At 59.9% G+C, this 24,603-nt stretch carries 21 protein-coding genes; 12 read left to right on the top strand and 9 right to left on the bottom strand.

Translation table 11 applies throughout. The annotated features are described in order from the left end of the window. Positions 1–7: 7 nt before the first annotated feature. From MOV76_RS05365 to MOV76_RS05375, 3 genes are all read right to left on the bottom strand, one after another. Complete coding sequence (locus tag MOV76_RS05365) at positions 8–1,570, bottom strand: hypothetical protein (protein WP_247263966.1); 1,563 nt, start codon at positions 1,568–1,570, stop codon at positions 8–10. 400 nt (positions 1,571–1,970) lie between these two features. After that, the gene (locus MOV76_RS05370; RefSeq protein WP_247263967.1) at positions 1,971–2,633 is read right to left on the bottom strand and encodes a hypothetical protein; all 663 of its coding nucleotides are present in this window, start codon (positions 2,631–2,633) and stop codon (positions 1,971–1,973) included. 312 nt (positions 2,634–2,945) lie between these two features. Next, positions 2,946–3,806, bottom strand: a complete 861-nt coding sequence (locus MOV76_RS05375; protein ID WP_247263968.1) for a lysozyme inhibitor LprI family protein — start codon at positions 3,804–3,806, stop codon at positions 2,946–2,948. Positions 3,807–4,112: 306 nt separating this feature from the next. Here MOV76_RS05375 and MOV76_RS05380 point away from each other — a divergent pair, with 306 nt between their 5' ends. Next, entirely contained in the window at positions 4,113–4,643 is a 531-nt protein-coding gene (locus tag MOV76_RS05380; RefSeq protein WP_247263969.1) for a hypothetical protein, read from the top strand. Here MOV76_RS05380 and MOV76_RS05385 read toward each other — a convergent pair. Next, positions 4,609–4,971, bottom strand: coding sequence for a hypothetical protein (locus tag MOV76_RS05385; protein WP_247263970.1), 363 nt, complete (start codon positions 4,969–4,971; stop codon positions 4,609–4,611). The two genes, MOV76_RS05380 and MOV76_RS05385, sit on opposite strands and share 35 nt — an antisense overlap. Before the next feature lie 541 nt (positions 4,972–5,512). On the opposite strand from MOV76_RS05385, the gene MOV76_RS05390 reads away from it, so the two are divergent. The 3 genes from MOV76_RS05390 (at position 5,513) to MOV76_RS05400 (ending at position 11,959) form a co-directional block, all read left to right on the top strand. Next, positions 5,513–8,422, top strand: coding sequence for a trypsin-like peptidase domain-containing protein (locus MOV76_RS05390; protein WP_247263971.1), 2,910 nt, complete (start codon positions 5,513–5,515; stop codon positions 8,420–8,422). Positions 8,423–8,728: 306 nt separating this feature from the next. After that, complete coding sequence (locus MOV76_RS05395) at positions 8,729–9,805, top strand: hypothetical protein (protein WP_247263972.1); 1,077 nt, start codon at positions 8,729–8,731, stop codon at positions 9,803–9,805. 321 nt (positions 9,806–10,126) lie between these two features. Next, entirely contained in the window at positions 10,127–11,959 is a 1,833-nt protein-coding gene (locus tag MOV76_RS05400) for a DNA cytosine methyltransferase (protein ID WP_247263973.1), read from the top strand. Here MOV76_RS05400 and MOV76_RS05405 read toward each other — a convergent pair. The 5 genes from MOV76_RS05405 to MOV76_RS05425 form a co-directional block, all read right to left on the bottom strand. Further along, on the bottom strand, positions 11,885–12,733 hold the full coding sequence (locus MOV76_RS05405; RefSeq protein WP_247263974.1) for an adenylate/guanylate cyclase domain-containing protein: 849 nt from the start codon (positions 12,731–12,733) through the stop codon (positions 11,885–11,887). The genes MOV76_RS05400 and MOV76_RS05405 overlap by 75 nt on opposite strands. A 257-nt stretch (positions 12,734–12,990) precedes the next feature. Further along, entirely contained in the window at positions 12,991–13,473 is a 483-nt protein-coding gene (locus MOV76_RS05410) for a DUF302 domain-containing protein (protein WP_130751322.1), read from the bottom strand. A gap of 99 nt (positions 13,474–13,572) precedes the next feature. Next, the gene (locus tag MOV76_RS05415) at positions 13,573–14,787 is read right to left on the bottom strand and encodes an MFS transporter (RefSeq protein WP_247263975.1); all 1,215 of its coding nucleotides are present in this window, start codon (positions 14,785–14,787) and stop codon (positions 13,573–13,575) included. 87 nt (positions 14,788–14,874) lie between these two features. Next, positions 14,875–15,366: a cupin domain-containing protein gene (locus MOV76_RS05420; protein ID WP_247263976.1), complete on the bottom strand. Its 492-nt coding sequence runs from the start codon at positions 15,364–15,366 to the stop codon at positions 14,875–14,877. A gap of 193 nt (positions 15,367–15,559) precedes the next feature. Continuing rightward, positions 15,560–16,456 carry a LysR family transcriptional regulator gene (locus MOV76_RS05425; RefSeq protein ID WP_130751478.1) on the bottom strand — a complete coding sequence of 299 codons (897 nt, stop codon included), beginning with the start codon at positions 16,454–16,456 and terminating at the stop codon, positions 15,560–15,562. Positions 16,457–16,634: 178 nt separating this feature from the next. Here MOV76_RS05425 and MOV76_RS05430 point away from each other — a divergent pair, with 178 nt between their 5' ends. The 8 genes from MOV76_RS05430 to MOV76_RS05465 all read left to right on the top strand — a co-directional run bounded on the left by MOV76_RS05430 (position 16,635) and on the right by MOV76_RS05465 (position 24,594). After that, positions 16,635–17,465 (top strand): 3-hydroxybutyrate dehydrogenase, encoded by an 831-nt coding sequence (locus MOV76_RS05430; RefSeq protein WP_020048749.1) that lies wholly within the window; start codon positions 16,635–16,637, stop codon positions 17,463–17,465. 35 nt (positions 17,466–17,500) lie between these two features. Next, positions 17,501–18,580 carry a patatin-like phospholipase family protein gene (locus tag MOV76_RS05435; protein ID WP_247263977.1) on the top strand — a complete coding sequence of 360 codons (1,080 nt, stop codon included), beginning with the start codon at positions 17,501–17,503 and terminating at the stop codon, positions 18,578–18,580. Positions 18,581–18,822: 242 nt separating this feature from the next. Beyond that, positions 18,823–19,092 carry a DUF2282 domain-containing protein gene (locus MOV76_RS05440; RefSeq protein ID WP_163875367.1) on the top strand — a complete coding sequence of 90 codons (270 nt, stop codon included), beginning with the start codon at positions 18,823–18,825 and terminating at the stop codon, positions 19,090–19,092. 41 nt (positions 19,093–19,133) lie between these two features. Further along, positions 19,134–20,159, top strand: coding sequence for a DUF692 domain-containing protein (locus tag MOV76_RS05445; protein ID WP_247263978.1), 1,026 nt, complete (start codon positions 19,134–19,136; stop codon positions 20,157–20,159). Further along, the gene (locus tag MOV76_RS05450; RefSeq protein ID WP_247263979.1) at positions 20,149–20,934 is read left to right on the top strand and encodes a putative DNA-binding domain-containing protein; all 786 of its coding nucleotides are present in this window, start codon (positions 20,149–20,151) and stop codon (positions 20,932–20,934) included. Before MOV76_RS05445 ends, MOV76_RS05450 begins: the two co-directional genes overlap by 11 nt. 14 nt (positions 20,935–20,948) lie before the next feature. Further along, complete coding sequence (locus tag MOV76_RS05455; protein WP_247263980.1) at positions 20,949–21,422, top strand: DoxX family protein; 474 nt, start codon at positions 20,949–20,951, stop codon at positions 21,420–21,422. 3 nt (positions 21,423–21,425) lie between these two features. After that, positions 21,426–22,742, top strand: coding sequence for an NAD(P)/FAD-dependent oxidoreductase (locus MOV76_RS05460; RefSeq protein WP_247263981.1), 1,317 nt, complete (start codon positions 21,426–21,428; stop codon positions 22,740–22,742). Next, the gene (locus tag MOV76_RS05465; RefSeq protein WP_247263982.1) at positions 22,732–24,594 is read left to right on the top strand and encodes an adenylate/guanylate cyclase domain-containing protein; all 1,863 of its coding nucleotides are present in this window, start codon (positions 22,732–22,734) and stop codon (positions 24,592–24,594) included. The genes MOV76_RS05460 and MOV76_RS05465 overlap by 11 nt, the downstream gene beginning before the upstream one ends. The last annotated feature ends 9 nt before the right edge of the window (positions 24,595–24,603 follow it).

Here is a 24,603-nt window from a genome sequence, read left to right on the forward strand (position 1 = left end):
TACCGTCTCAGAAAAGCTTGTCCTCGTTGAAAGCCTGCTTGCGATTCTCGAGCGCGAGAACACCGTCCAACTCCGGTCTATGAACGGCTCCGATGATGATCTGAAGCTCGGGCTCTTCCTTGAGAACGTCGCCCAGACTTCCCATCAGGGAGGCGAACTCCGCTGCCATTTCCTGCGATCCTGGCGAATCCAGCACCAATAGTCCCGGATGACGACCGATACCGCTTCCCCTTGCCACCGAAACCACCGAAATTGCGAGTGCCACTCGGACACGCAGGTTTTCCCCAGGCGACAGCTTGGAGAAGGTCGTGGCTGCGCCGCCTTGATTGATTTCGAGCCGGCTCGAATGCAGCGTCATGCTCTCCAGATTCTGGACGCCCAGACGGACACTATAATCGAGAAGCATGTCGCCCACTTTCTTCAAGGTGTCTGCCTGCGTCCGCTCCATTAGATCCTTGGTGATCTTCTCGGCAGCCTTGAGGATCGCATGCACGTCGGTTTGAGGTTCCACATCGACGGCAACCTCCGCGACCTCTTCGTCCTCCTCCCCTATCAGCTCCTTTATCAGGGCTTCAGTGATTTCGACCTTGCGGAAAAGGTCATCCGCCTTGTCCGGAACCGAAAGCTCGCTCTGGAGATCCTTCATCTCAGAGGCGAGCACGTCCATCGCATTCACCGCATTCTTGAATGTGTCAGCGGCCTTGTTGGCTTTCGCTTCGCACTCGCCCGCGTTCGTGGCCGCGTCAGCGACCGAATCTTTCAGAAATGAGAGATCGTCACTTGCCTGTCCGTCCGGCGCACCGACATCCGTCGTTCCGCAGAGGCCACAGGTAGGAACTTCTTCAGCTTTCAGCCGCGTTCCCAAGTCCGCTTCGCATGCGGGGCAGCAGCGGGGTTTCAGGCGGCGGAAAACATACCCGGCTTCCGTATTATCCTTCGCCTGCTGATATGCGTGACGCGTTTCATTCCATGAATCCTTGGCGACCTGAAGCGCGGCGGCAGCCTGATCCCTAGCGATCCTACAGGTAGTGATGTCGGCCTGCGCGCTCGCGATCAGCCTGTCGAGTTCGATCAGGCGTCTTCTGAGACGCTGTCGATCGGGAAGCTTTGCCAGGTCGTGCTTGGCCCGCTCCAGATCCCGGCGCAAGGTGTCCACACGCGACCTTGTCCGGGCGGCCATAGCATCGCGCGTCGCAGACTGTCGCCGCTTGGCTTCGGAGTATTGCTTCTCGGCCGCAGCGGCGGCCGTATAGGTTGAAATCCATGGGAGGCCGATGAACCACTGCACTAATCGCGTCGGGAGCCCGTCAACGACCTGCTCGCCGAACAGCGCAGCCCCAGGCCCACGCACGAAAAGTGCTGATGACATCGCAGGCCAGCCGTGCTCGACTATGGCGTCGTTGCCCTTATGGAAAGCATGGATCCGGTCGAACCCCAGCTCATCGGTGAATAGATCGCTCATTGACTGCTCGAATGCCTTGCCCGCAGTCCCTTCGTAGATCACCGTAGACGGATCCCTCCCACGCTCAAGCCGCGCTGTCGCGTCCTCTGCGTTTTCGATGCCGGACAATTTGGAGACCCGAACCGCGTAGAGGACCTCATCGATGCTGAAATGCACGTCGACGCTGTCGAGCCACTTCCAGATATCGGCCTTCAGATCGCCTGGAAACCTTCCCTGGAGAGCGCATCGAAGGATATTTATGATCGATGACTTTCCCTTGGAATTCCCACCGGAAATGACACCCCAGAGACCTTTATCGAGTCCTTCCCATGCAAACTCGAATCTTTGCGTCCCCCCGTGCTTGATCCCGCCGAAGCTGACGGAACGTATTCGCAGTCTTCTGGTTCGGGGAAACACGGACTGCGCCCGGACTTCATGGGCGGCGAGTACGGCCTCCACTTCCTCGATCGTTGCACCCGACTTCGTCGCAATTGCCCGCGTCCAATCGGCGGACGATGTCACGGATTTCTCAGCCATCTTCTTTCTCCTCCAGCTTCTGGAGCCGGACGCGCACGCGGTCTCTAATTGAGGGAATGACAGATCCGAAGGGCGTCGAACCGTATTCCGGATCGCGATAATGTATTTCTTTCAGAGCTGAACCGCTCTGATGTCCCGCGATGGACAATGCGAGATGCGTCTGCTTTTCGTACCAGCGAAGCGCAGGAAAATCGTCGAGCACGGAATCAAGAAAGTCTCGCGCAGCAGCCCCTGACAGGTACTCGTGCTGACGAATTCCGTTTTGCAGGCCTCTGTCCATCGACCGGACGAGTCCGCGGTATGACAAAACGCCCAGCGACGTCTGCAGATCTTCGTATGCTCCCCGTCGCCACCGGATCATCTGTACTTGGCGGACATCCGGTTCTTCGTCGGCGAATATCTCCTTCGCAGCGGAGAGTGCCTGCTGGTCGCCATCCTTTTCGAACCGGTCCAGAAGTTCGTCCGCGAGATAGTCTGGATACCTCACCCAGAAGTCGATCGCGAGCGCGCGCTTCTCGCCAATGAAAACGCTGTCCCACTCATCATCGATAGATGATTCAACGGGTTGACTACCCCTGACGAGAATGAACAGGAGGCGCAACGCATCGCGATAGGTGTAACCCGATGGTCTTGATGGGCCTGAAGATATCGCCATGGTTTGCCACTAAGGATGATGCACATTTATACTCGCATAACGTTCCTTATAACTGGTTTCTCAAACTTGGAAATTGTGTTTGCGAGAAAGATTTCGGCGCTGCGTTGGCGTTTCAAGCGTCTACTTCCGATAACTGTCTGCGTTCGGCGCCTCGGTCGACGCGGCTTCGCCCCTCAACAAGATGCCGCGGAACTCCGAGGTACTGATTCCCTCAGGACTGATTCTGCAGGCAGGCAGATCTGACGCGTCGCGCGGCTCGAAATCGAAGCGAGGCCGACAAGCAGAATACCCGTGATCGGCGCACCTAACGTGTCAGAGGCTCTCGCGAGTTTCGATGAATTCTTCCAGGCTCTCCGCTCGTTCCTCGGCAAGAGCCTGTCGCCATTCCACCATCAGCATGGGATGAAGCGTTCCACCTTCGGCGAAGGAGGCAAAGAACGCTGCGTCGCGCCTGCAGAATTCTTCCCAGGCAGCCTGGCTCTCTTCCAATAGTTGGAGTTTGATTCCCGGGATTGCACGGATATTTGCCAGGAGGGAGGCGACCTCCTCTTCGGCAGCTTCAAGGGCCTGGACGGCATCGATCGTCATCTGGGTCTGCGTGAACGGGAGTGTGCCTTCGATGTGCTTCACGGTCACCCAATCGCAGGCTTCGATGAACGCGGCAGTCGCGCGGCAGAATTCCGCGACATCGTCGTCCTTGTATGGCCGCTGCCCTGATAGTTCGTGCACCAGGATGTGCCTGGCGGTGAAGATCTCGCTCATCAGCCGCAAGGTTGTATCGATGTCTGCGATTATTGGCTCGAGCGGGAACTGATCCTCTTCCTCCGTCCAGCGCCTATGAGACATCCGCAGTTCCTCCTTCGCGTCTGGAAGCAAAGTGGTGAGAACCTTTATGATGGCGTCAACACTGCTCAAACTGATCGCATGCGCAACGATGTCGCCAGGACTGAATTTCTGCTTCTCGATGCTATCCGCGAAGATGAAATCGAGTTTGAGGTCCTTCACCAGCAGCCTCGCTCTCTCGGCGAAGACCTCTTCGCTTGAGTCGACCATTTGTCCAACCATGGATCGCACGAACACCTCAAGGGTAGTCGCAAGTCTGACTACCACATGGTCGCCGATGAAGGTCTCGCCCTGTGGCCTGATCTCCCAGGCCTTTGCCAGCTCGGACACCTGGAAAACAAGTTCCGATCCCCGCCTGGGTTTCCCGTGGCGCTCCTTCCACTCAATGATTTGCTGCGGATCGAGATATTTCATTCCGAATAGGTATCAAATCTGACGACGCGGGCAATGCCGCGATGTTCCCCGGCTGAATCCTGCGCGAGTTGATGTGCCATCGTCCTTACTTCATCCGGTTAATGGGACCCGCAATGAACCGAATGATGATCGACCGCATTTGATCGAATCCCTTCCCGGACGGTTAAGAGCCTCTCGCTAATAGAGGCATTGAACTGGGATGCATGCCGAAAAGAGGATAAGATGCAACGACTTGGCCTGAAGCACGAGGTTGAGTTCCGACCTGGCTTGGCGGAACCAATCTACAAAACAACCTACATGGTCAAGCTGTCTTGGGGAAGGTTGGTCACGGGGGATGACTATGAAGGTCTCATGAAGGCCTTGATGGCCATTCAGCATGACATCGAGTGTTGCTTACTGAACGAGTTGGCAAAAGAACGCGAAGAAGTCCTGCGAAAGCAGCACAATGAAATCGAAGCTCTAAAAAACGGCCACCTTGCCAAGGTCAAGAGCAAGGCCGAGATAACCATAGCTCAGCAGAACGGAATAATAGCGGCAATGCGGCAAGCGTCCAGCGACGTTGAACGACGGGTGCTGGATCCAGGGAAGGGAGGCCAACTGAAATTCATTACCGTCTATGGACACTCCGATGAAATGTCAGTCGAGCTCTTCAGGGACGGAACGTCGATTGCTGAGGATTCAAATTCGTTCGACCTCCAGGTCCGGATCGACGGCATCTTCACGCTACCCGCTCATACAGAACCGAAACCGTAGCGACCGATGCCCGATACCGCTCGGCGTTCTCGAAATGCTCGGGGTCTCGCCGAAGCGCATGGCACGCTTCCTTGCGCATACGCTCGATCAGCGGATGACCGAGATTGTACACGGAACCCGGCCCATACTGTCGCTCAACCACCTCCCAAAGCTTCGATCGTTCCCGAAAACTCGACCATGGAAAATGGTCCATTGCCATGCCGAGGCGCGCGGCCCGATCTAATGCGTCCCTTAGCGATACCAAGCTGCCGCATTCGACGGAGCGTATCGCAAGCTCGAGAGCGGCGGCTTCTTCTGGATTGCATTGCATCTCGGTATCGCGGTTCATTCGGCATTCTCCACAACCCCAAGGTCAGGCTTCATAGCCGCCGGCGCAAGGGGTGAAATCTCGATAAGCCCTGCGGGAAATCCATCAGACCGGGGTGGCTAGAAGGTCGCCATGCCGAACAGGCAGGACGCCCGACACGTCGAGCATCTCCGTAGCGGTCGGCACAGCTTCAGCGAAACTCGTCTTCGTCGACGGCCGCAGGGCCCAACATCATCCAGCGGCAAATCCTGCGCCGACGTGGCGTAGAAGATGCGCTTGAGTACTTCGGGGTGCTTATCGACGGTCGTCTCGTCGAGGCTCACATAAGGCTCCTTCCGCGAAGACTGAGGATGCGTTCATCCGGAGTTGCCAGTTGTCCGACACAGCCTCAATCACGTCTTCCCTTCTGGAAGAGAACCTCACCTTGACGCGGCGAACGACGTCGATAAGATCAACCCAAAATTGTCGCACGCCTGTCCCAATTCATTGCGCTAATGGGACGCGGCGACCCAAGATCGCAGTTGAATATCCATAACGAAATGAATTCGTCCGGGGGGACGGCATGCTGCTTGATCGATCGATCGTCGATGAAATTACAGCTCGATGGAAGGGCTACAGCGGGCATCAGAAGGGTACCCGCGACCTGACGTCGACCGGAACCACGGCGGTGAAGCCGTCCGCCGCTATCGACGAGTTCTGGAAAAAGCGCGCGCTTGCACCTTCTCCGGACGGAACGGAATTCAGATCCATCCTGCCGGTCGGTCCCGCTCCGATCGGCGGAGCGGATCTTTCACCAGACCGCCGTGCGGAACGAGTGCTGGGAACGAGCGATCTCCTCGAGGTCGTCTTCCTGCAAGCCGCTCTCACTGTCGCTAAAACAGTAGCCCGTGTCCGCGTCGGCGCGCCAAGCGGCTCTCTGATAGGGTACGGCACGGGCTTCCTGGTTTCACCTCGCGTCCTGCTGACCAACTGGCACGTCTTGAAGACCGCCGACATCGCTCGAAGCTCATCTGCGGAGTTCGGGTACGAGACGCAGCTCGGAGACGGCGCCGCGCGCAGCGGAGCGATATTCAAGCTCCGACCGGACAAGTTCTATTTGTCGGATCAGCAGCTCGACTATGCATTGGTGGCGCTGGAGCAGGCTGGCGAGGGAGGCGAGGACATTGCTAGCTTTGGCTTCAACGCTCTCATCGACGACGACCAGACGCTGATTACGAAGGGTCAGTTCGCCAACATCATCCAACATCCCTCCGGCCAGCCGAAACAGCTTGCCTTCCGTCAGAACGAAGTCACGGAAAAGCCTGAGAGCTTTCTTCACTATCGGACCGACACGGCTCCGGGCTCTTCCGGAGCACCCGTCTATAACGACCAGTGGCAGGTTGTGGCACTTCACCGCGCCGGCGTGTGGGCAACAAACGACGCCGGTCAAATCCTTGCGGTCGACAACACGGTCTGGCGCGAGACAATGGGCGAAGATCGTATCAAGTGGATCGCGAATGAGGGGATACGCATTCCTTCGCTGCTCGCAAACTGGCGATCCCGCGCCTCTTCCGCCGCAACAGGCCGCGGCTATCTCGACGAGGTCTTCGCTCCAGGCAGCCCGCCGGTCACTGAGCAGATGAGAACTGAGCCGGCCTCCCGCTCGACGACAGACATCGCTCAGGTCCGCCAACGGCTTCCCGACGCCCGACCAGACCGAGCGATCTCCGCGGAGACCGCGGACGGCGTCGTGACCTGGACTATTCCCTTGACGGTTTCCGTGGCACTTGGAAATCTTCCTCCGCGAAGCGCCTCGGCTTCGAACGTCCCAGAGCCGGCAGCACCTACGCCCACGCCTACCCCTGCCCCGGCAAGCGATACCAGTATCGTCACCCCCTCTCCCGATCTCGATACGACCCTTCGACGCGCCCGTGAGGTTCTCACCAGGGGTCGGGATGACATACTTCGAATCCGGGCCGGCTGGGTCTTCGACGACAAGGGGGTGACGGACAGGCGAGCTCTCGTCGTGGTCGTCAGGAAAAAGCGATCGCCGGCCGAGCTTGCGAGAGCTGGAGTAACGGAGCTTCCCACCACTTTCGAAGGATATCCAGTCGAGGTCATGGGACCGTCGGTCGAAGACCTGCTGCGTCTTTCGGTCGGCGCCAACCGAACAGAGCTGCTACTTCCCGCGAAACTCTCCGCAGAGGAGATCAAATACGCTCCTCCCGCGGGGCTTTCGCTGGCTCAGGTGAGCGACACCATGCGCGTGCTCGCACACGTCAGCCCTGACGCAGGATGGCCGACCCTCAGAACCTTTATTGGTAGCGCTCGTGAAAAGCTCGTCGGCGCCATGTACGAGTTCACCGCTCCGCATATCAGAGACGCGCTCGTCGACGTCGCCAGCAGGCCGGGTTTCAAGAAGCTGACCCTCGTCCTCGACTCCGCGAAAGGCAGCACAAGGAACCCCGTCTCCACGCCCGACAGCGAGGCCATGGTAAGAGATATGCGCCCTCTCCTTTCCCGCAAGCTCGACGTGGCCTGGGTAAAGTTGGGATCGGTAAACGGATGGGTCAATCACGACTATCATATCAAGGTTCTCGTGCGGGATGACGACGCTATCTGGCTGTCGAGCGGGAACTGGAAGCAGAGCGGCCAGCCCGATGCAGATCCCGCAGGCGACATCGATCTGCTCAAGAAGCTCCTGAAGGAAGAGAACAGGGAGTGGCACGCCGTCATCGAGCATGCCGGTCTCGCCAAAGCTTACCGAACTGCCATCATGGGTGACTTCAAGGCGAACGAGAATACCAGGCCACAAGACCTTGCTCTGCCCGAGTTGTTCTTCGTCGGCCCGACTGCCCCTCCGGCGTTGGAAGCCGCTCCCGCTATCCGCTACTTCGCGCCTTTCGACGATACGCGGCGGTTCGTGGTGCAACCCATCCTGACGCCCGACAACTACCTCGACGTCGTTATCGAAGCCGTCAAAGGATGCAGCGGAAGCCTGCTCATCCAGAATCAGAGTCTGTCGGTGCCGCCGGAACAGGCTGACGGCAGATACAGGACGCTCTGGGAGACGATCCTCACAAAGCAGAAGAAAGGCTACGACGTACGAATGATCTTCCGGGTACAGGATCGCGACCCGACAAAGGGGCGCGAGATGTTCGAGGCACTGAAGGATTTCGGCTTCGACCCGACCCACATCAAGCGACAAAAGGGCTGCCACACCAAGGGAATGATCATCGACGGCCGTCACCTCCTCTTGGGCAGCCACAACCTCACGAACATGGGCGCGACGACGAATCGCGACGCGAGCCTGTTGTTCGACGACGTGCCTCTTGCGGACTACTTCACGAGCATCTTCGAACACGACTGGCTGAACGTCTCCGAAACGGTCACTGCGCGGGCATGGCGTGGAAGCGAGCTTATGCTCGCAGACGGCACGTCTCCGGAGGGCTATGAGAGCTTCGACTGGAAGGCATGGCTTGAGAGTCAGTGAAAAAAGACTATGAGAATGCGGCATAGTCGGGATCGTCTATGAGTCTGGGGTCGGGCTTCGCCGAGGACAGGGAACGAAGTACAACCCACGGCGAGCCAGCCTTAATCTCTACTTCCTTCGGCGGTGTCGTCAGCATGTCGCGGAGCCGGCCGTGATATCGAACGCGTACGGCCAGGGCGCCGAGGTCGCCACCTGCCGCCGTCCGCGCCCAACTGGGTTGCGAAGACGCCTCTGAGACAGCGGGCCGGAATTCCGATAGAAGCGAAGGCGCCGTCCGAAGACCGGCGTCTTTAACATGGAGTGACCATGCTGGCAGGAGACCCATCGCGTTTCTCGCGCCCCGGACTGGGGGGATTCGACACTCATGAAGGATTCATCAAACTCCGTCTCGGTCATTCGCTGCGCGGCTCGGTACTCGTCCCCGACCTGCTCTTCGGACGTTTCGGACCCTGGCGATTTTTTCAGCCCTCCTTCTTCGGACCGTGCCAGATTGGGTTCGACGTCGAACCCGGTGCCGACGTCGCAACGCTGTCGATGGACGTCGCCCCGCCCAGGTCGAAGAACCCGACGCGCATTTTGGTGCGGATCCGATCAGGTTCCCGCGTGAGGTCCTATCTGGATGGATCGCAGCTTCATCAATGCGAGTTCGTCGGCCCTCGTCACATGGCGCCGTATGCGGCGGGAACGGCGCACAAGAGTTCCGCTGACGATTTTCAGATCGAGCTTTTTCATCACACAACGCCAAACGCATATGCCAGCATAGTGACCTCCGGCAGGTTGCGGTCGTCGCGGTGGAATTTGCAGGGAACGAGGAAGCTAAGAAACGTCGCCTATGTATACCTCACCAGTCTGAAAAATATCCGGAGCGACGAGGACCTACAGCGGATCGCCATGGCTTCGAATGGTGAAATTAAATTTCAAACGACCTCTTCACGTCGGCTAGAGGAGGTTCAGACGCTCGTGGTTTATCGCGAGAACACCTCCGGCAGAACCAGCGCGGTACGCTGCTTCGTTCCTGTGGAGCTACTGTCTTCGCCGCACCTCTACTTTCATCCGTCCGTGCGCTTCGAGCCGGCCTGGTACGAAATCGTCTCTCCCGAGATCTTCAAGGTCGGCGTTCTGCCCGGTGCAGAGCTGTCGCTCCTACGCCATGTCGCGGGCTGCGCTGAGGAAGACAGGGTCTCTTTCGACTACGTCGTGCTCGGCGACGCAAGCGAGCTCGTGGGCCTAGCAGCGCCCTATGACGAGGAGGAAACCAAGTGCGTCATGCACACTGAGCACCTCCTCGACAGAGTCGACTTTTTCCAGTTCTGGAGGGAAAGGCCGAACAGCGACCAGACCACCGGGCGTCGACCGGTCACACGGAACCTTGATCCAGCGTAAACCCGCAATCGAACTTTTGCCGATGGTATCGACTGAGTGAGGAAGTGGGACGCCGAACGACGGAAGCCTCCGTCCGCCCGGTCACCGACCTGCCGTCGCAGAGTTAATCACGGCGAACCAACGCGGAGAGAAAAGCTTCGTGCACCAATCGCTCGCATTTGAACGAATCCTGTTCCGGGACAGAAAGACTTCAGCCGGTATGCATCCGTCGTGATTGCATAATCGTGGGGTCAAGGAATGAATTCGAAGGCGGAAGCCCTAGCCAACGCGAAGACGCGGATCATCGCTCTACAGAGCCAGATGTCGTCGCGGATTCTCCAGATGGCTAAAGAAGTCGAGAAGCTCCTCGAAACAGTCTCGGAACAGGAAGCCCGAGAATTCCTCCGGGCCACCTGCAACGTGCCGTCCACGGAACTCTCCACCTACGTTCGCTGCAGCAGCAGGCTGCGCGGCCGCGAGGAGCTTCTCCAGAAACACCGGATTTCGTTCCCAGTCCTGAAGGCGCTGGTCGGAGTAGACGAGGAAACCAGTTCGGAAATCCTCGAGAGGATGGATATCGGCGAAAGGATCGATCTCAAGGCCATATCGATCATTCGGAAGCGTCTGCGCGAGTCGAAGCTGACCCCTGAGGAAGTGATGGCCGAGCGGGGCAGCAAGGTCACGGCAGCGGCAGCGCGCAAGCGAATACAGGCATCCTCCGCCGCTTTCCTCGATCGGCTCCGTTCGTTCGTATCCGGCATCATCGACATCCGAGATGCTGCCGAACTCGGGGCCGACAATGTCCGGCACGAGGCTGGCGAACTGCGGGCAGGGTTCGAAGATCTGTTCGGCTCGGATCATCGCGCTCCTGAGGAACTTAAACCGCGTTCGGCCGCATACGAGCTATCGGTGGCGTATCGCGCCCTGATGCATCTCGAGGACGGCACCCTGCCCCTTGCCGGCGGCGTCGGCGAGACTGATCCCGGCCGGGCGCATCCGTGGCTGCAGTCGCTCAATGCTCTGACCGGGCGAGCGTTACCTGGGCGCAAAGAGGATAAGGCGAACCTTCGAGAACTGCCTCCCGCTGAAAAGCGCCCGACGGTCGTCGAGATCTGCGCAGGAGCCGGGGGAATGTCGATAGGCCTCGAGCGGGCTGGCTTCGAACACATCGCGCTCATCGAGTACGACAAGCATGCTGCTGCCACGCTCCGCCGGAACCGCCCTGACTGGACAGTCATCAAGGAGGATCTCCGGAAGATGGATTTCAAGTTATACCGCCAGCTTGATATCGACTTGGTGAGCGGGGGCCCTCCTTGCCAGCCCTATTCATCCGATGGCTACGGCCTCGGCAAGGACGACACGCGGGACTTGCTTCCGGAATGCGTTCGCATTGTCGATGAAATTAGACCGAAGGTGTTTTTGTTCGAGAACGTCGATGGCTTGCTTCAGGCACGTCACTCGGATCACGTCGCCGACATCCTCTGCGGATTCAGGCGCGCTGGTTACGAGGTCGACATTCATCGCATCCATGCTGAAGACTATGGGCTGGCTCAGGAACGAAGCCGCGTCCTGATCATCGGAATTCGCAAGGATCTCGCACGCTCCTTCCGGATGCCGCCGACATTCCCGCAGCGACGCACCAATCTCGGGGACGTTCTCGTCGACCTGATGGCGGCGAACGGCTGGGAAGGCGCGCGCGAATGGGCACGAGAGCGTCGGGAGAGCAACGCCATCGCATCCACCATCGTGACGCGCCGCGGGAAGCCGCGCGCCAAAGAGGCAGCTCGCTGGGGCTCCAAGGGCGTCGATATCGCAGGCCTGCCGGAAACGGCCCCCACCAGGGAGCAGGCAGCGAGACCGGGCTTCATGCCCGCACTGACGGCGAGGATGCGTGCCCGGCTTCAGGACTTCCCGGACGAGTGGGAATTCGTCGGGGGCAAGCAAGCGACGGCTGACCAGATTGGCAACGCGGTGCCGCCGCGCATGGCACAGGCCGTTGGCCTTGCTATCCACGGGACACTTAAGGGCGCAAGTTGGGATTGGGAGGCGATGCTCTGGCCGGAGAATAACGATAGGAGATTGGTATCCGCGCCGGCGCTGCTATCGGACTATATCGCGGCTGAAAAAGGCCTCACCGGAGACCTCGCGGCGAGCGCGGTTGAGACGCCCACGTAGAGGTACCCATGGCAAGCGAATGCGACGCAATTTGCCGATCACCGCTCGGCCCTTGTAGGTGAACGTCGTGTTCCGGGCGACGACATGGAGATCCGAGATCTTCGCCAGGTCGGTGATGATGTCCTCGGTGATGCCGTCGGAAAAGTACTCCTGCTCGGGATCGCCGCTCATGTTGCTGAAGGGCAGGACAGCGATCCATAGTTTCTTCTGCGCGGAATTGCGCTTGTGAGGCGGCGTCTCAATGCGGTCTGGCGATCCCCCATCGAAGTTCACGCGATAGCAAGCGATCGGTTCTGCGATGTTCTTAACCATCTGGTCGCCCATTGGCTCGAACGCAAATGCGAGCTTGCCTGCGACCTCCTTCGATACCTTTCCTGAAACGCAGATGCCGCCGGGCGAGGCGAGCGCCTGCAGACGGGCGGCTATGTTCACACCCTCGCCGTAGCGATCGTCACCATCGACGATCACTTCGCCGAGGTTGATGCCGATGCGTATCTCCAAAGGCGCGGTTTCGGGGGTTTCAGCATTGTGCTGGGCCATCCCCCGTTGAAGTGCTGCAGCGCATTCTACCGCATTGACGACGCTGCCGAATTCAGCGAGCAACCCGTCGCCCATCAGCTTGAAAATACGCCCATTGTGCTTCTTGATTTCGGGCTCGAGCAGTTCGCTGTGGCCAGCTCTCAGTCGTTTGAACGTGCCGCCTTCGTCCATCTCCATCAGGGACGAGTAGCCGGCAATATCGGCGGCAAGAATTGCTGCGAGATTGCGTTCCATGCCGATCCCCTCGGTGAGCACGCGTTCCGCCGCAGATGATAGCATGGGGCCGAAGTTCGACACAAACTACCTCAAGGCAAAACGCGGTCCATTCCGGCGCGAAGCCGTGAGCCCCTCGCTATTGAATGACCATGGCTTTGGTCTTTAAGAATTCGCATACTCGGCGAGAAGCTGACCATCGCAAGGAACTTTAGGTCGCTACTCTCTTCAGCTTTAAATTGGAGCTTGGGCGAGTGTCTCACCCAAGCCAGAAGTACTCATTTGCGAACCGATGAGGTTACCGACTCAATCACCTCGGTCGCCATCTTGAGCTCTTTCTTGCGGTTGCCGATGCCGTGGCGACGGGCAATCCAGCCGAAATCGTTATAGGCGACGTTCACCGAACCGTCCTTCATTTGATAGACGAGAACACGGACCGGCCAATCCAGACCGGAGGTCGGGCTCGCTGTGATGAAAGTCGTTCCCAACGCGGGATTCCCGAACAGGATCAGGCGGGACGGTCGGACCTTGTTGCCGGCGGCATTTCCGAGCTTTGCCTGGTCGATGTCGTCGAATAGTATGATTCCCTTCTCGGCGACGTCGGCCTTGATCCTCTTTACGGTCTCGCTGACCGAGTAGCGACTCTCGAGCGTGACGACGCCATCACGCTTACCGGCCTGTGCGACGCTGGCGGAGGTCACGCCGAGAGCGGCGGAGGTCAGCATGGTGAAGGCGAATAGTTGACTGATAAACCTGGGCATTTCTTCATTCCTTTGTTGGGTTGGACGATACGCCTGGATTGTCGCTGGTGATGTCCGGGATGGATAATGCCGTTCGATGTGCGTTTCGATGACCTTGGATTATAACCGAGACGTACCGGGCGTTGAGCCGATGGGAAGAGCGATCACAATGGCTGCAAGCAGCGCTGCGACGAGCACGCCGACACAGGTCGGCCAGCCCATCTCATCATAGATCTGGCCGAGTACTAGGCTGCCTGCGAGACCCCCGGTGTAATAGGACGCGAGGTAAATTCCGCTAGCGCCTGCCTTGTCCGTGACTGCGCGTCGGCCAACCAATCCGGTGGCGATCGCTTGGGCGAGAAATGTCCCTATTGCCACAAGCGCCAGTCCGGCCAACACCAGAGGCAAGCTGACACTCAGAAGTGCCGCGAGGCCGACAACAGCGAGCCCAAGCGTCGAGATGATCCCTAGTTTCGCTCCGATCCTCGCCGCGAGCTTGCCTGCCATCGGCGTGGTCAACATCGACGGCAGGAATACCAGATAAACGAGGCCGAGCGTCATCGGCGACAGGCCGAGAGCCACGAGTTGGAAATTCACATAGGTGAAGGTTCCGATGAAGACGAAAAGGATAAGGAAGCCGATCGCGAAGACGCGGCGCAGCTCACCATCGGCGAAATGATAGGTCCAGCGGCGCATGTTGAATGATCCGTCCTCGCTAGTCTGCATCATGGCCGAGGTCTTTTTGAGGGTGAGCCGCACAAGCAGCGCGCCCGCGATGTTGAGGGCCGCGAAGGTGAGGAAGTTGATTTCAAGCCCACCGAACCCGGCCACGACTGCGGAGAGGATGCGACCGAAGAAGTTGCTCGCGACATTGCCGGTCACATAGGCCGCCAACGCGCCTGTCGCTTGCGTTGGCGAGAAGTGTTCCGACAGATAGGCAATGGTCAGTGTGAAGGCTGCCGACATGCAGAGGCCCTGGACGATACGGAGGGAGGCAAAAACTTTCAGATCGTGGGTAAAGGCGAGAGCTGTCGTGGGAAGGGAAAGCAGCGCAAGGCTGATCCAGATACCGCTGCGATGATCGATCCTGCGACCGAAGAAGGCAATGCCAAGGCCGGCGACGGCCATGCCGAAAGTGCTTGCATTGACGGCAAAGCCCATGGCGGCGCGACTGACCTGGAATTTCTCGACAAGTGTGGGCAGGATTGCCTGGGCCGCGAAGAGATCGACCAGCGTCAGGAAGGCGATCAGCGCGATGACGGCAAAGCGCCAACGATCGGTGTCGGCTCCGAGATTTGCGCGCGGCGGATTGAGGACGTGCTCGATGCCGGTCATGGCGATCGCTCCAACAGTTGGATGAAGTGGTGCGGCATCTCCGATCTGGCGGGACCGGAGACGCCTTTCAGCGAGCCTGGGAGCAGCTCACATGGATTCGTGCTTTTGCGCTTCCGAGGTGAGGATGTCGGCGGAGTAGAGGATAGCCGGCTCGCTGCCATTGTTCTTCCACCAATGCGACAGCATGCCGAATTCGGCAGTCACGTCGCCGGCCTTGTGCTCGATCGGCACTTTGCAAGTGCTGCGGTATTCGGTGATCGCACCCGAAACGATCAGGATATTGGCCGGGCGAACCTCATGCGAATGCCACGGCACGACGCCACCGGGCTGCACGACGAGCTTGCGCATGCGTAGGGCACTGTTCTTCCAGGCATCGCCCTTGGAGCCGAGATCGATCGAGGAAATGACTTCGTCGGTCACGTTCTTCGGCATCATTTCGCCGGGCTGCATGCCGTTTTCGGCGACCTGATCAACCGGGCATTCGCCGGCATGGGCATAGCCGGTCGGGATGGCGGTGAAGGATGCGAGAGTGAGGACGGTGGCGAGTGTCATGCGCTTGGCATTGAGGTCGAATTTCATCAGAGTTCTCCTTGTTGAGCCCGGATGAAGCGTTCGCGCCGGGCATGACAAGGAGCATGGAGAGCTCGATGGCGAATGAGAAATGCCGCCTTATTCTCAATTCCATAGCCTGAAGCTATCGTGAAACGCAGGACGTGCGGACGCCTCCGCATCGCCAGGACACGGAGCACAAATCATTGCATTCGTTATGCTTTCAGTGCGACCGGCTTGGCAGCGTGGCCCAACCGTAAGATTTGACCGCGCTGACGAAAGTCGAGACGGCGGGGGAGAAGCGGCGGCCAGTTACGGTTACAAGGCAGACTTCGCGGGTCACCTCCGGTTCGGCGACGGGCCGGACTTGCAGGCCAGGCACGACCGCGCTGTATTCCGGAATGAAACAGATACCGAGCCCTCCGGCGACAAGATTCTGAATCCAATCCTCCCGTTCGCTCGAATAGGAGACGATAGTGCTCACGCCTTGGGCGTCGCAGAGATCTGTCAGATAGTCCCAGTACTCGCAATTGACACGGCGAAGATAGATCTCGCCATCAATCGCGGCGATCGGAATGGCATCGTATTGACTGAGCCGGTGCCCCGACGGAAAGGCCAGCATGAACCGTTCCCGAAACAGCGGCGTCACATCGAAGCGTTCCGGAAAATTGTCGGCGCTCGACATGATCGCGATATCGAGCTCGCCCTGTTCCAGCAAGCCCGACAACTTGGCCGGAATGCCCTCGACGAGTTGGAGCTGGATGCCCTTGTGGCGCATGTTGAAGTCGGTGAGCAGGCCGGTAAAGCGCCGCGGTCCGATCGTGCACATGATGCCGACCTTGAGGTGCGCATCGTTGAGGCAGAGAAATTTCGACGCCTCGGTTTTGACGCCTAAAAGTTCGTCCTGCACTTGCTGGAAACGCGGACGCAATAGGTTGCCGAGATCGGTGATGTGGGTGAGGTTCCGTTCGCGACGGAAAAGCAGGCCGCCCACCTCGTCCTCGAGCTGCTGAATGGCGCGGCTCAGCGCGGGCTGGGTGACATTGCAGTTCTGCGCCGCGCGCGTGAAGTTGCGTGTTTCGCAAACGGCCAGAAAATACCGGATGTGATGAATATCCATATCCGCTCTCCAATAACCCAAATGTATGCCAGTGCATCTATTCTGGTCCCGAGCGCTATCTTCCGCCAATGCCACTGAATTATCAATTCCATTAGCGAGCGGCATTTCTCTTATGACTGCAGCCGCGCCATTTTGAACGGGAAGCTACACGTCGTGGCGCCTAAAAATGGAGAATGCGATGCTCAATCTGCTTGCTACAGAAACCGAATCCCTGGCTGGCCGGAAGATGCTCGAGGGTCGTACGGCGATCGTGACGGGCTCGACCAGCGGCATCGGCCTTGGCATTGCCCATGCGCTGGCAAGGGCAGGCGCCTCGATCATGCTCAACGGTTTCGGCGATCCGGCCGAGATCGAAACGTTGCGAGCCGAGATGGCCGAAGGCAACGATGTCGATGTCGCCTATGACAGCGCCGATATGTCGAAGCGCGACGCTATCTTGATGATGGTGGAGCGCGCACAGGCCCGGTTCGGCCAGGTCGATATCATCGTCAACAATGCCGGCATCCAGCATGTCTCTCCCATAGGCGAATTTCCGCCCGAGAAGTGGGATGCGATTATGGCGATCAACTTGTCGGCCGCCTTTCATCTTGTCCAGGCCACTTTCGACGGCATGTGCGAGCGCGGTTATGGCCGCATCATCAATGTCGCCTCAGCTCACGGCCTTGTCGCCTCGCCCTTCAAGTCGGCTTATGTCGCAGCAAAGCACGGCATGGTGGGGTTCACCAAGTCGATTGCACTGGAAGGCGCCGAGTTCGGCGTGACGTCGAATGCAATCTGCCCCGGCTATGTCTGGACGCCGCTTGTCGAGCAGCAGATCGACGCGCAGGCGAAGTCGCATAACATCGCACGCGACGCAGTGATCCGCGACGTTTTTCTCAAGAACCAGCCGACCAAGCGTTTCGCAACCGTCGAGGAAATGGGCGCGCTCAGCGTCTTTCTCTGCTGCGATCTGGCAAGCTCCATCACCGGCACGGCCATTCCGGTCGATGGCGGGTGGACTGCGCATTGAACATGTCAACCAGTGCAAATCAGGGAGTGACGAGCATGAACAAGCACGCAGACGTGAAGAAAATGAGCGCCGACGGTGCAGGTGTCGCCTCCCCTAAGCGAGGGCCGCGGACGCTCAATCTGGCGCTCCAGGGCGGAGGCGCGCATGGCGCCTTCACCTGGGGTGTGCTCGACCGGCTGCTCGACGAGCCGAACCTGTCCTTCGAAGGTGTTGTCGCAACCAGCGCCGGCGCGATGAATGCCGCGGTGCTGGCCTATGGCCTGGCCGAAGGCGGGCGGAGTGGGGCGCAGACTGCGCTCGCCAATTTCTGGCGGCGCGTCAGCCATGCATCGGCATCCGGGCCTCTGCAGCCAACGATCTTCGACAGGGTGACCGGATCTCGGGCGCTGGAATTCTCGCCGGCCTTCATGATGTTCGACATGGTGACGCGGCTGATGTCGCCCTACCAATTCAACCCTTTCAATTTCAATCCGCTCCGGCAGATCTTGGACCAATCGGTCGACATGGATGCGATCCGGATGGCGCGCTGCCCGGTGAAGCTCAGCATCTGCGCCACCAATGTCCGGACCGGCAAGGTCAAGGTGTTCGGCAATGACGAGCTCTCGATCGATGCCATCATGGCTTCGGCCTGTCTGCCTTTCCTGTTTCAGGCTGTCGAAATCGACGGCGAGTCCTACTGGGATGGCGGCTATATGGGCAATCCGGCGATCTTTCCGCTGATCTATGGCTGCGACACGCCGGATGTGCTGGTCGTCCATATCAATCCGATCGAGCGTGCCGAGGTGCCACACACCGCCTCCGAGATACTCAATCGCATCAACGAGATCAGTTTCAATTCGTCGCTGCTGCGGGAAATGCGGGCGGTGGCTTTCGTCACCGATTTGATTGATGCATCTCCGGAAAGTACCGGCAATCTCAAGCGCATCTTCGTGCACGGCATCTCCGATGACGAGACGATGAAGAGCCTTTCCGTGTCGAGCAAGCTCAATGCCGATTGGGGGGCGTTGGTCGATCTGCGCGACCGCGGCCGGGAATGCGCCGACATGTGGCTGCTGGCCAACTACCAGGACATCGGCAAGCGCTCGACAGTCGACATTCGCGAACGATATCTCTGATTTTCCAAGGAGTTCCTTCCGCGTCGCCGGTTCGGTCCGCTCGGTCCTTCGCTGCATGCCACTTCCTCCCCCCGGTCGCCCCGGGGGGATATTTTTTGCCTTCTCGCCAGGCGCCGCCGCGCATAGCGCCGGTCTATGAAAACCATGCCGCAACAGCATTTCAAACATCACCGGCAATGCGGGAAAGTAATTCAGTCAAGCCGGAAACCGGTTTGATCCAAACTCAACCAGGAGACATTTCCATGAACTCGACCTGCATCCTCATCGGCTCCGCTCTTGCTGCCATCACCTCCATGGCTGCCTCCAGCGCCTTTGCCGGCCCTGCTGCACAGCCCGAATTCTCGTTCGAGAAGTGCTACGGCGTCGTCAAGGCCGGCCTTAACGATTGCCAGACGGCCACCCATTCCTGCGCCGGCACCTCGACAGCCGACAACCAGGGTGATGCCTGGGTCTATGTGCCGGCCGGCACCTGCGCCAAGATTTCCGGCGGCGCGATCGAACCCAAGGCCTGAGGCCCCCCCAGCTTCATTCAACCCATATGAAGGAGTGACCGATGTCCAAGATATTTCCCAATCTTCCAGTGCCGGATGCCGCGGGCATTGGTCTGCGCTCCCCGCATATTTCCGATATGATCTCCCGCCGGCCTTCGGCGGGATGGCTGGAGGTCCATGCTGAAAACTACATGGGTGATTCCGCCGCCGTCGATGCTTTGGAAAAATTGCGCGAGACCTATCCGCTGTCGGTGCATGGCGTCGGTCTCTCGCTGGGCAGCGCTTCGGGCCTTGATCGGGACCATCTGGAACGGTTGCGGAGCGTGTGCATCCGGTTTCAGCCAGCATTGGTCTCGGAACATCTAGCCTGGAGCGTTGCCGACGGCGCCTATCTCAACGATCTCCTGCCGCTCCGCTACGACGAAGATGCGCTCCATATCGTTGCGGCCAATGTCGACCAGTTGCAGGACAGGCTGCAGCGCCGCGTCTTCATCGAGAACCTGTCGGCCTATATCGCCTTCGCCAATTCCACGATGACCGAGGCGCAATTCCTCGCCGAACTCGTCAAGCGTACCGGTTGCGGCCTCCTGCTCGACGTCAACAATGTCTATGTCTCGGCCTGCAATCTCGATTTCGACGCCAAGGCCTTCATCGACGACCTGCCCGCCGATGCCATCGGCGAAATCCATCTCGCCGGCCATGCAGTCAACGAGGTCGAGGGCGACATCGTGCTGATCGACGATCACGGCTCCCGCGTGCCGCCGGCCGTCTGGTCGCTCTATGCGCATGTGCTGCGCAAGATCGGCCCACGCCCGACGCTGATTGAATGGGACACCGAGGTTCCCGCGCTCGATGTGCTGCTCGGCGAAGCAATGTGGGCCGATATGATGGCCGCCTCGATCGGTTTCGAGAAGCGTGGTGCGCCGCAGATCGCCCAGCAGCGGGACCGCAAGTTCCGCGGCATCGAGCTGCCCTCCACGAGCAATCTCGCACGCGGCGCCATGCCTGCGATCTCGGCGTTGACGACGATCACCCCATCGGTTTTCGCAAGCAACTCCGTCACGCGGAGGGCGCGTCATGCTGTCTGAACTCGAACTGCAGCGCGCCGTCGCGCATGCTATTCTTAACCGTCGAGGGCCGGATCTCGGCCCCTCGTTCGATAAGGGCGGCCGCTTCGATCCGATGCGCCGCTTCAATATCTACCGCAACAACACATTCGCATCGCTGAGTGCCACGCTCGTGTCCGTCTTTCCTGTCGCCGTCAGCCTGATTGGAGAGCGGTATTTCCGCCATATTGCCGCAAGCTTCATTCGTGTGAGCCCGCCGTCCGAAGCGCGGCTGGTACGCTATGGCAGCGACTTCGCCGATTTCCTCGGCCGGCTCGAAGACCTCAAGCCTATGCCCTTCATCGCCGATACGGCGCGGCTTGAATGGCTGATCGCCGAGGCGCTCGATGCGCCGGCGCTGCCGCCTGCGAATATGGCGGAACTCTCCCGGGGTGGCAAAGACACCATGCCCGACCTGATCCTCCAACGGTCTTTGCGACTGCTCTATTGCCGCTGGCCGGCGCTCGACATCTGGTCGGCACACCAGGCAAGCGGCGATCTGGATCAGCTTAGCGACATCAGAAGGCAACCGCAGCGGATCGCGCTGTGGCGGAACCAAGACAGCGTTCGCTTTCTCCGCCTCAACGGCGCCCATTACGCCTTTCTGCAGGCGCTGAAGAGTGGCCGCGGACTTGAACATGCCGTCAAAAAAGCCGCCGCGCGCGATCCGAATTTCGACCTCGTCGCCTCGCTCGGCGGTCTGTTCGCCGACGGACTTGTCACGCGCGTCCGTCACCAACCTCCAAACATCAACTGACAAGGAATGGATCGATGACCATGATAACCCCGACATCCGTGCCCGAACGAGGCGGCTTTGCCGGCCTTTATTCGCAGGCACTCCGGCTGGCCTCATCCGTGCCGCTTTCGGCGGTGCAGCTCGTCTCGCGGCTTACTGTTGCGAACGTGTTCTGGCAATCGTCGCAGAGCAAGCTCGCCTCCTGGCCCGTCACGGTCCAGCTCTTCGCCTTCGAATACCGCCTGCCGGTGCTCGATCCCGGTGTTGCAGCCCTGCTTGCCACGGCCGCCGAACTGTCGGGTGCAATCCTGATCTTCTTGGGCCTCTTCTCGCGTCTCGCGGCGCTTATGCTGCTTGGGGTCGTGGCGACGATCCAGATCTTCGTCTATCCCACGCATTGGGGCGAACATCTGACCTGGGCGGCTCCGCTGCTGCTGATTTTCGCGCGAGGCGCGGGCGCCATCTCGCTCGACCATCTCGCCGGCCGCTTTTTCTCGCGGGAGCGCTGATCCATGCGGATCGAAGCCGAGGGCGCGATGACGGGCGGTGCGCCGAACATGATCCGCCCAATGCCCGGGAATGGCCGCCCGCGCGTGGTCATTCTCGGTGCCGGCTTCGGCGGTCTTGCCGCAGCCATGGCGCTCAAGAATATCCAGGTCGATATCACCGTCGTCGACCGTCGCAATTATCACCTCTTCCAGCCGCTGCTCTACCAGGTGGCGACTGCAGGCCTATCCCCCGCGCAAGTCGCGATGCCGATCCGCCGCATCCTGTCGCGCCAGAAGAATGTGACGGTATTGATGCAAAGGGTCGAGCGGATCGAGACAGCCATGCAGCTTGTTCACACCGCCGAGCGCTCTATCCCCTACGACTATCTTGTTGTCGCGACCGGCGCCCGTCATGCCTATTTTGGCCATGAGGAGTGGGCCGAAAGCGCGCCGGGCCTCAAGACGATAGGCGATGCGACTGAGATCCGCGCCCGGATTCTCTCCGCTTTCGAACACGCCGAAGTCACCCAGGATGATCAGCGGCGCGCGGCGTTACTGACCTTCGTTGTGGTCGGCGGCGGCCCGACAGGCGTCGAAATGGCCGGCGCGATTGCCGAACTTGCCCGCAAGGTCGTGGTTCGCGACTTCCGTCACATCAATGCCGCTTCGGCGCGTGTCGTACTGGTCGAAGCCGGCAGCCGTATCCTGCCCACCATGCCGGCCTGCCTGTCGGCAAAGGCGCAGCGTCAGCTCGAAAGCCTGGGCGTCGAAGTGTTGCCCACCGCTGCCGTCACCCATTGCGATGGCGAAGGCGTCATGCTCGCCGACGGCCGCCACATCCGTTCGGCATGCGTGCTTTGGGCCGCAGGTGTCATGGCATCCAAAGCGGCCAAATGGCTCGGCGCAGGGGCGGACCGCGCCGGCCGCACGGTGGTCGACGAACGGCTGAATGTCCAAGGCCACGACAACATCTTCGTCATCGGCGATACCGCCGCGGCGAAGAACGAGGATGGCCATCCCGTGCCAGGCACAGCGCCAGCCGCCAAGCAGATGGGCGAGCATGCCGCGCATGCCATCCGGGCGCTCATCGCGGGCAATCCGGTCGCGCCATTCCGCTACCGGCATTTCGGCAATCTCGCCACGATCGGCCGCAAGGCGGCGGTCGCCGATTTCGGACGGATCAGGTTGTCCGGGTTTTCGGCCTGGCTGATCTGGAACCTCGCCCATCTCTGGTTCCTCGTCGGTTTCCGCAATCGCCTGGTGGTTTTCATGGATTGGGGCCTGGCCTATCTTCGCTATGAGCGGAGCGCCCGCCTCATCACCGACCGCCATGAGCGCTGATTCCCTTCCACGCGTGAAGATGGGCCGCGCAGTCACTATGCTGCTGCTGCTTGCCGTCATCTCGACCGCGGTCCTCGTACATCTGATCTGGCAACGTACCGCGAGTGCCAATGTCGACAATGTCGTGGCGGCCCTGGATGCGCAGAGCACTGGGGCCGTCCGCAACGAACTCGCCTCGCAACTCGCACTCGTATCGAGCACGGCGGAAATAATCCGCTCCGTCTTCTTCCAGGGCGCCATCAAGCCCGATGACGAGGTCAAGCGCGAGTTCTTATTTCTCTCGCTGCTGCGTGAGCAGCCGGCGATCGCCTGGATTGGGTTCGGTTTCACCGATGGGCGCTTCTTCGGCTCACATGCCGCCCCCGATGGCCGGATCGAGATGGTCGAAATCGGTATAGCCGCGCCCGGCGAACCTCGCACGCTGCGCCGTGACCGATACAAGCCGATCCCCGGCGACATATTCTTCGAAGAGCGCGTCAAGACCGAGAGCGCTTATGTGACGGAGGGGGCGTCCTGGTATCGCAAGGGCAAAGACAGCAGGAATCCGGCCTGGACTGTTGTCGATATCCTGCCCAGCGGCTTCGAGCCGTCGATCGTTCTTTCCAAGCGTGTCGAGGCCTTCGGTCGGCTCGAAGGCGTCGTCATGGTGGCGGTCAGCCTGCGGAAATTGTCACTGACGCTGCAGGATCTCAACCTCCCCTCAGAGAGCAAAGTCTATGTGCTCGCTAAGGACGATGTCGTTCTCGCGACATCAGAGCCGTCAGACGGCGTCATGGCCGCCCATCTCGCTGATTTTCCAAAGGCCGATGCGCTTTCCGCCGCCGTCGCGTCCGCGCGCAAGGCCAATCCTCGTAGTGCCTTCCGCACGCTTCAGCAGAGCGACGCGATTGGCCCGGTCTTCATTTCATCCAACACGTTGCCGTTCGAGGATTGGCGATTGCTGACGGCAATCCCACGCTCTACGTTTGCAGGCGATATCGACGAGAACACCAAGCGCGTGCTCTTCATCATTGCGGGAATCGCGCTGCTCGCCGCCGTCACGGCTATTGTTTTCGCTCGCCTGCTCTTCGCCCGGCCGCTTGCCCGGCTTGCCCAGCAATTACATGCGGTCGAACGTTTTGAACTCGGTGCAGTCAGCCACACGCCTACGATGCTGGCTGAACTCAACGACTTTTCGGTGGCGCTGAAACGGATGTCGTCAGGCCTATCGGCCTTCGCCCGCTTCATGCCGCTGGATGTGGTTCGGCCACTGGTCGATGGCGGCATAGAGCCCAAGCCCGGCGGCAAGCTCACCGACATCACTGTCCTCTTCGCCGACCTTCCTGGCTTCACCGAGATGACAGAGGAACTCGGCGCCGGTGTCGAGCCGCACCTCACCCGCTTCCTCACGCTTTCCATCGCCGCGATCCACGCCGAGGGCGGCACGGTCGACAAATTCATCGGCGACGCTGTGATGGCGATCTGGAATGCCCCGAACGACGAGCCCGATCATGCACTACGCGCCTGCCGTGCCGCCGCCGCCATCCGTAATGCGATGCATGCCATGCCGCCGCTGGCACCCCACCACGACACGGTGAGGGTCAGGATCGGCATTAACAGCGGCACGGCGCTCGTCGGCAATATCGGCTCGGCCGAACGCTTGAGCTATACCGCGATCGGCGATGCCGTGAATCTCGCGAGCCGTCTCGTCGGCGTCGCGAAAGACAATGGCGTAGAAATCGTGCTGAGTGGCGAGACGTTGGAGCGAACCTGCAATCAGGTCGATGCGCGCTCGCTGGGCGAAGCGATGGTGCGCGGCAAGTCGCAACCGGTGCCAATTTTCACCTTGGAGAGGAAATCGGCCCCGACATGAGGGAGGAGG

Source organism: Rhizobium sp. PRIMUS64, assembly GCF_023006465.1.
GTDB lineage: Bacteria > Pseudomonadota > Alphaproteobacteria > Rhizobiales > Rhizobiaceae > Rhizobium > Rhizobium leguminosarum.

What these genes read in the sequence shown, in the direction of transcription:
- MOV76_RS05370 (WP_247263967.1), bottom strand. Translation starts at nt 2,633, where the DNA reads ATGGCGATATCTTCAGGCCCATCAAGACCATCGGGTTACACCTATCGC.
- MOV76_RS05380 (WP_247263969.1), top strand. Translation starts at nt 4,113, where the DNA reads ATGCAACGACTTGGCCTGAAGCACGAGGTTGAGTTCCGACCTGGCTTG.
- MOV76_RS05385 (WP_247263970.1), bottom strand. Translation starts at nt 4,971, where the DNA reads ATGAACCGCGATACCGAGATGCAATGCAATCCAGAAGAAGCCGCCGCT.
- MOV76_RS05390 (WP_247263971.1), top strand. Translation starts at nt 5,513, where the DNA reads ATGCTGCTTGATCGATCGATCGTCGATGAAATTACAGCTCGATGGAAG.
- MOV76_RS05395 (WP_247263972.1), top strand. Translation starts at nt 8,729, where the DNA reads ATGCTGGCAGGAGACCCATCGCGTTTCTCGCGCCCCGGACTGGGGGGA.
- MOV76_RS05400 (WP_247263973.1), top strand. Translation starts at nt 10,127, where the DNA reads ATGGCTAAAGAAGTCGAGAAGCTCCTCGAAACAGTCTCGGAACAGGAA.
- MOV76_RS05405 (WP_247263974.1), bottom strand. Translation starts at nt 12,733, where the DNA reads ATGGAACGCAATCTCGCAGCAATTCTTGCCGCCGATATTGCCGGCTAC.
- MOV76_RS05410 (WP_130751322.1), bottom strand. Translation starts at nt 13,473, where the DNA reads ATGCCCAGGTTTATCAGTCAACTATTCGCCTTCACCATGCTGACCTCC.
- MOV76_RS05415 (WP_247263975.1), bottom strand. Translation starts at nt 14,787, where the DNA reads ATGACCGGCATCGAGCACGTCCTCAATCCGCCGCGCGCAAATCTCGGA.
- MOV76_RS05420 (WP_247263976.1), bottom strand. Translation starts at nt 15,366, where the DNA reads ATGAAATTCGACCTCAATGCCAAGCGCATGACACTCGCCACCGTCCTC.
- MOV76_RS05425 (WP_130751478.1), bottom strand. Translation starts at nt 16,456, where the DNA reads ATGGATATTCATCACATCCGGTATTTTCTGGCCGTTTGCGAAACACGC.
- MOV76_RS05430 (WP_020048749.1), top strand. Translation starts at nt 16,635, where the DNA reads ATGCTCAATCTGCTTGCTACAGAAACCGAATCCCTGGCTGGCCGGAAG.
- MOV76_RS05435 (WP_247263977.1), top strand. Translation starts at nt 17,501, where the DNA reads ATGAACAAGCACGCAGACGTGAAGAAAATGAGCGCCGACGGTGCAGGT.
- MOV76_RS05440 (WP_163875367.1), top strand. Translation starts at nt 18,823, where the DNA reads ATGAACTCGACCTGCATCCTCATCGGCTCCGCTCTTGCTGCCATCACC.
- MOV76_RS05445 (WP_247263978.1), top strand. Translation starts at nt 19,134, where the DNA reads ATGTCCAAGATATTTCCCAATCTTCCAGTGCCGGATGCCGCGGGCATT.
- MOV76_RS05450 (WP_247263979.1), top strand. Translation starts at nt 20,149, where the DNA reads ATGCTGTCTGAACTCGAACTGCAGCGCGCCGTCGCGCATGCTATTCTT.
- MOV76_RS05455 (WP_247263980.1), top strand. Translation starts at nt 20,949, where the DNA reads ATGACCATGATAACCCCGACATCCGTGCCCGAACGAGGCGGCTTTGCC.
- MOV76_RS05460 (WP_247263981.1), top strand. Translation starts at nt 21,426, where the DNA reads ATGCGGATCGAAGCCGAGGGCGCGATGACGGGCGGTGCGCCGAACATG.
- MOV76_RS05465 (WP_247263982.1), top strand. Translation starts at nt 22,732, where the DNA reads ATGAGCGCTGATTCCCTTCCACGCGTGAAGATGGGCCGCGCAGTCACT.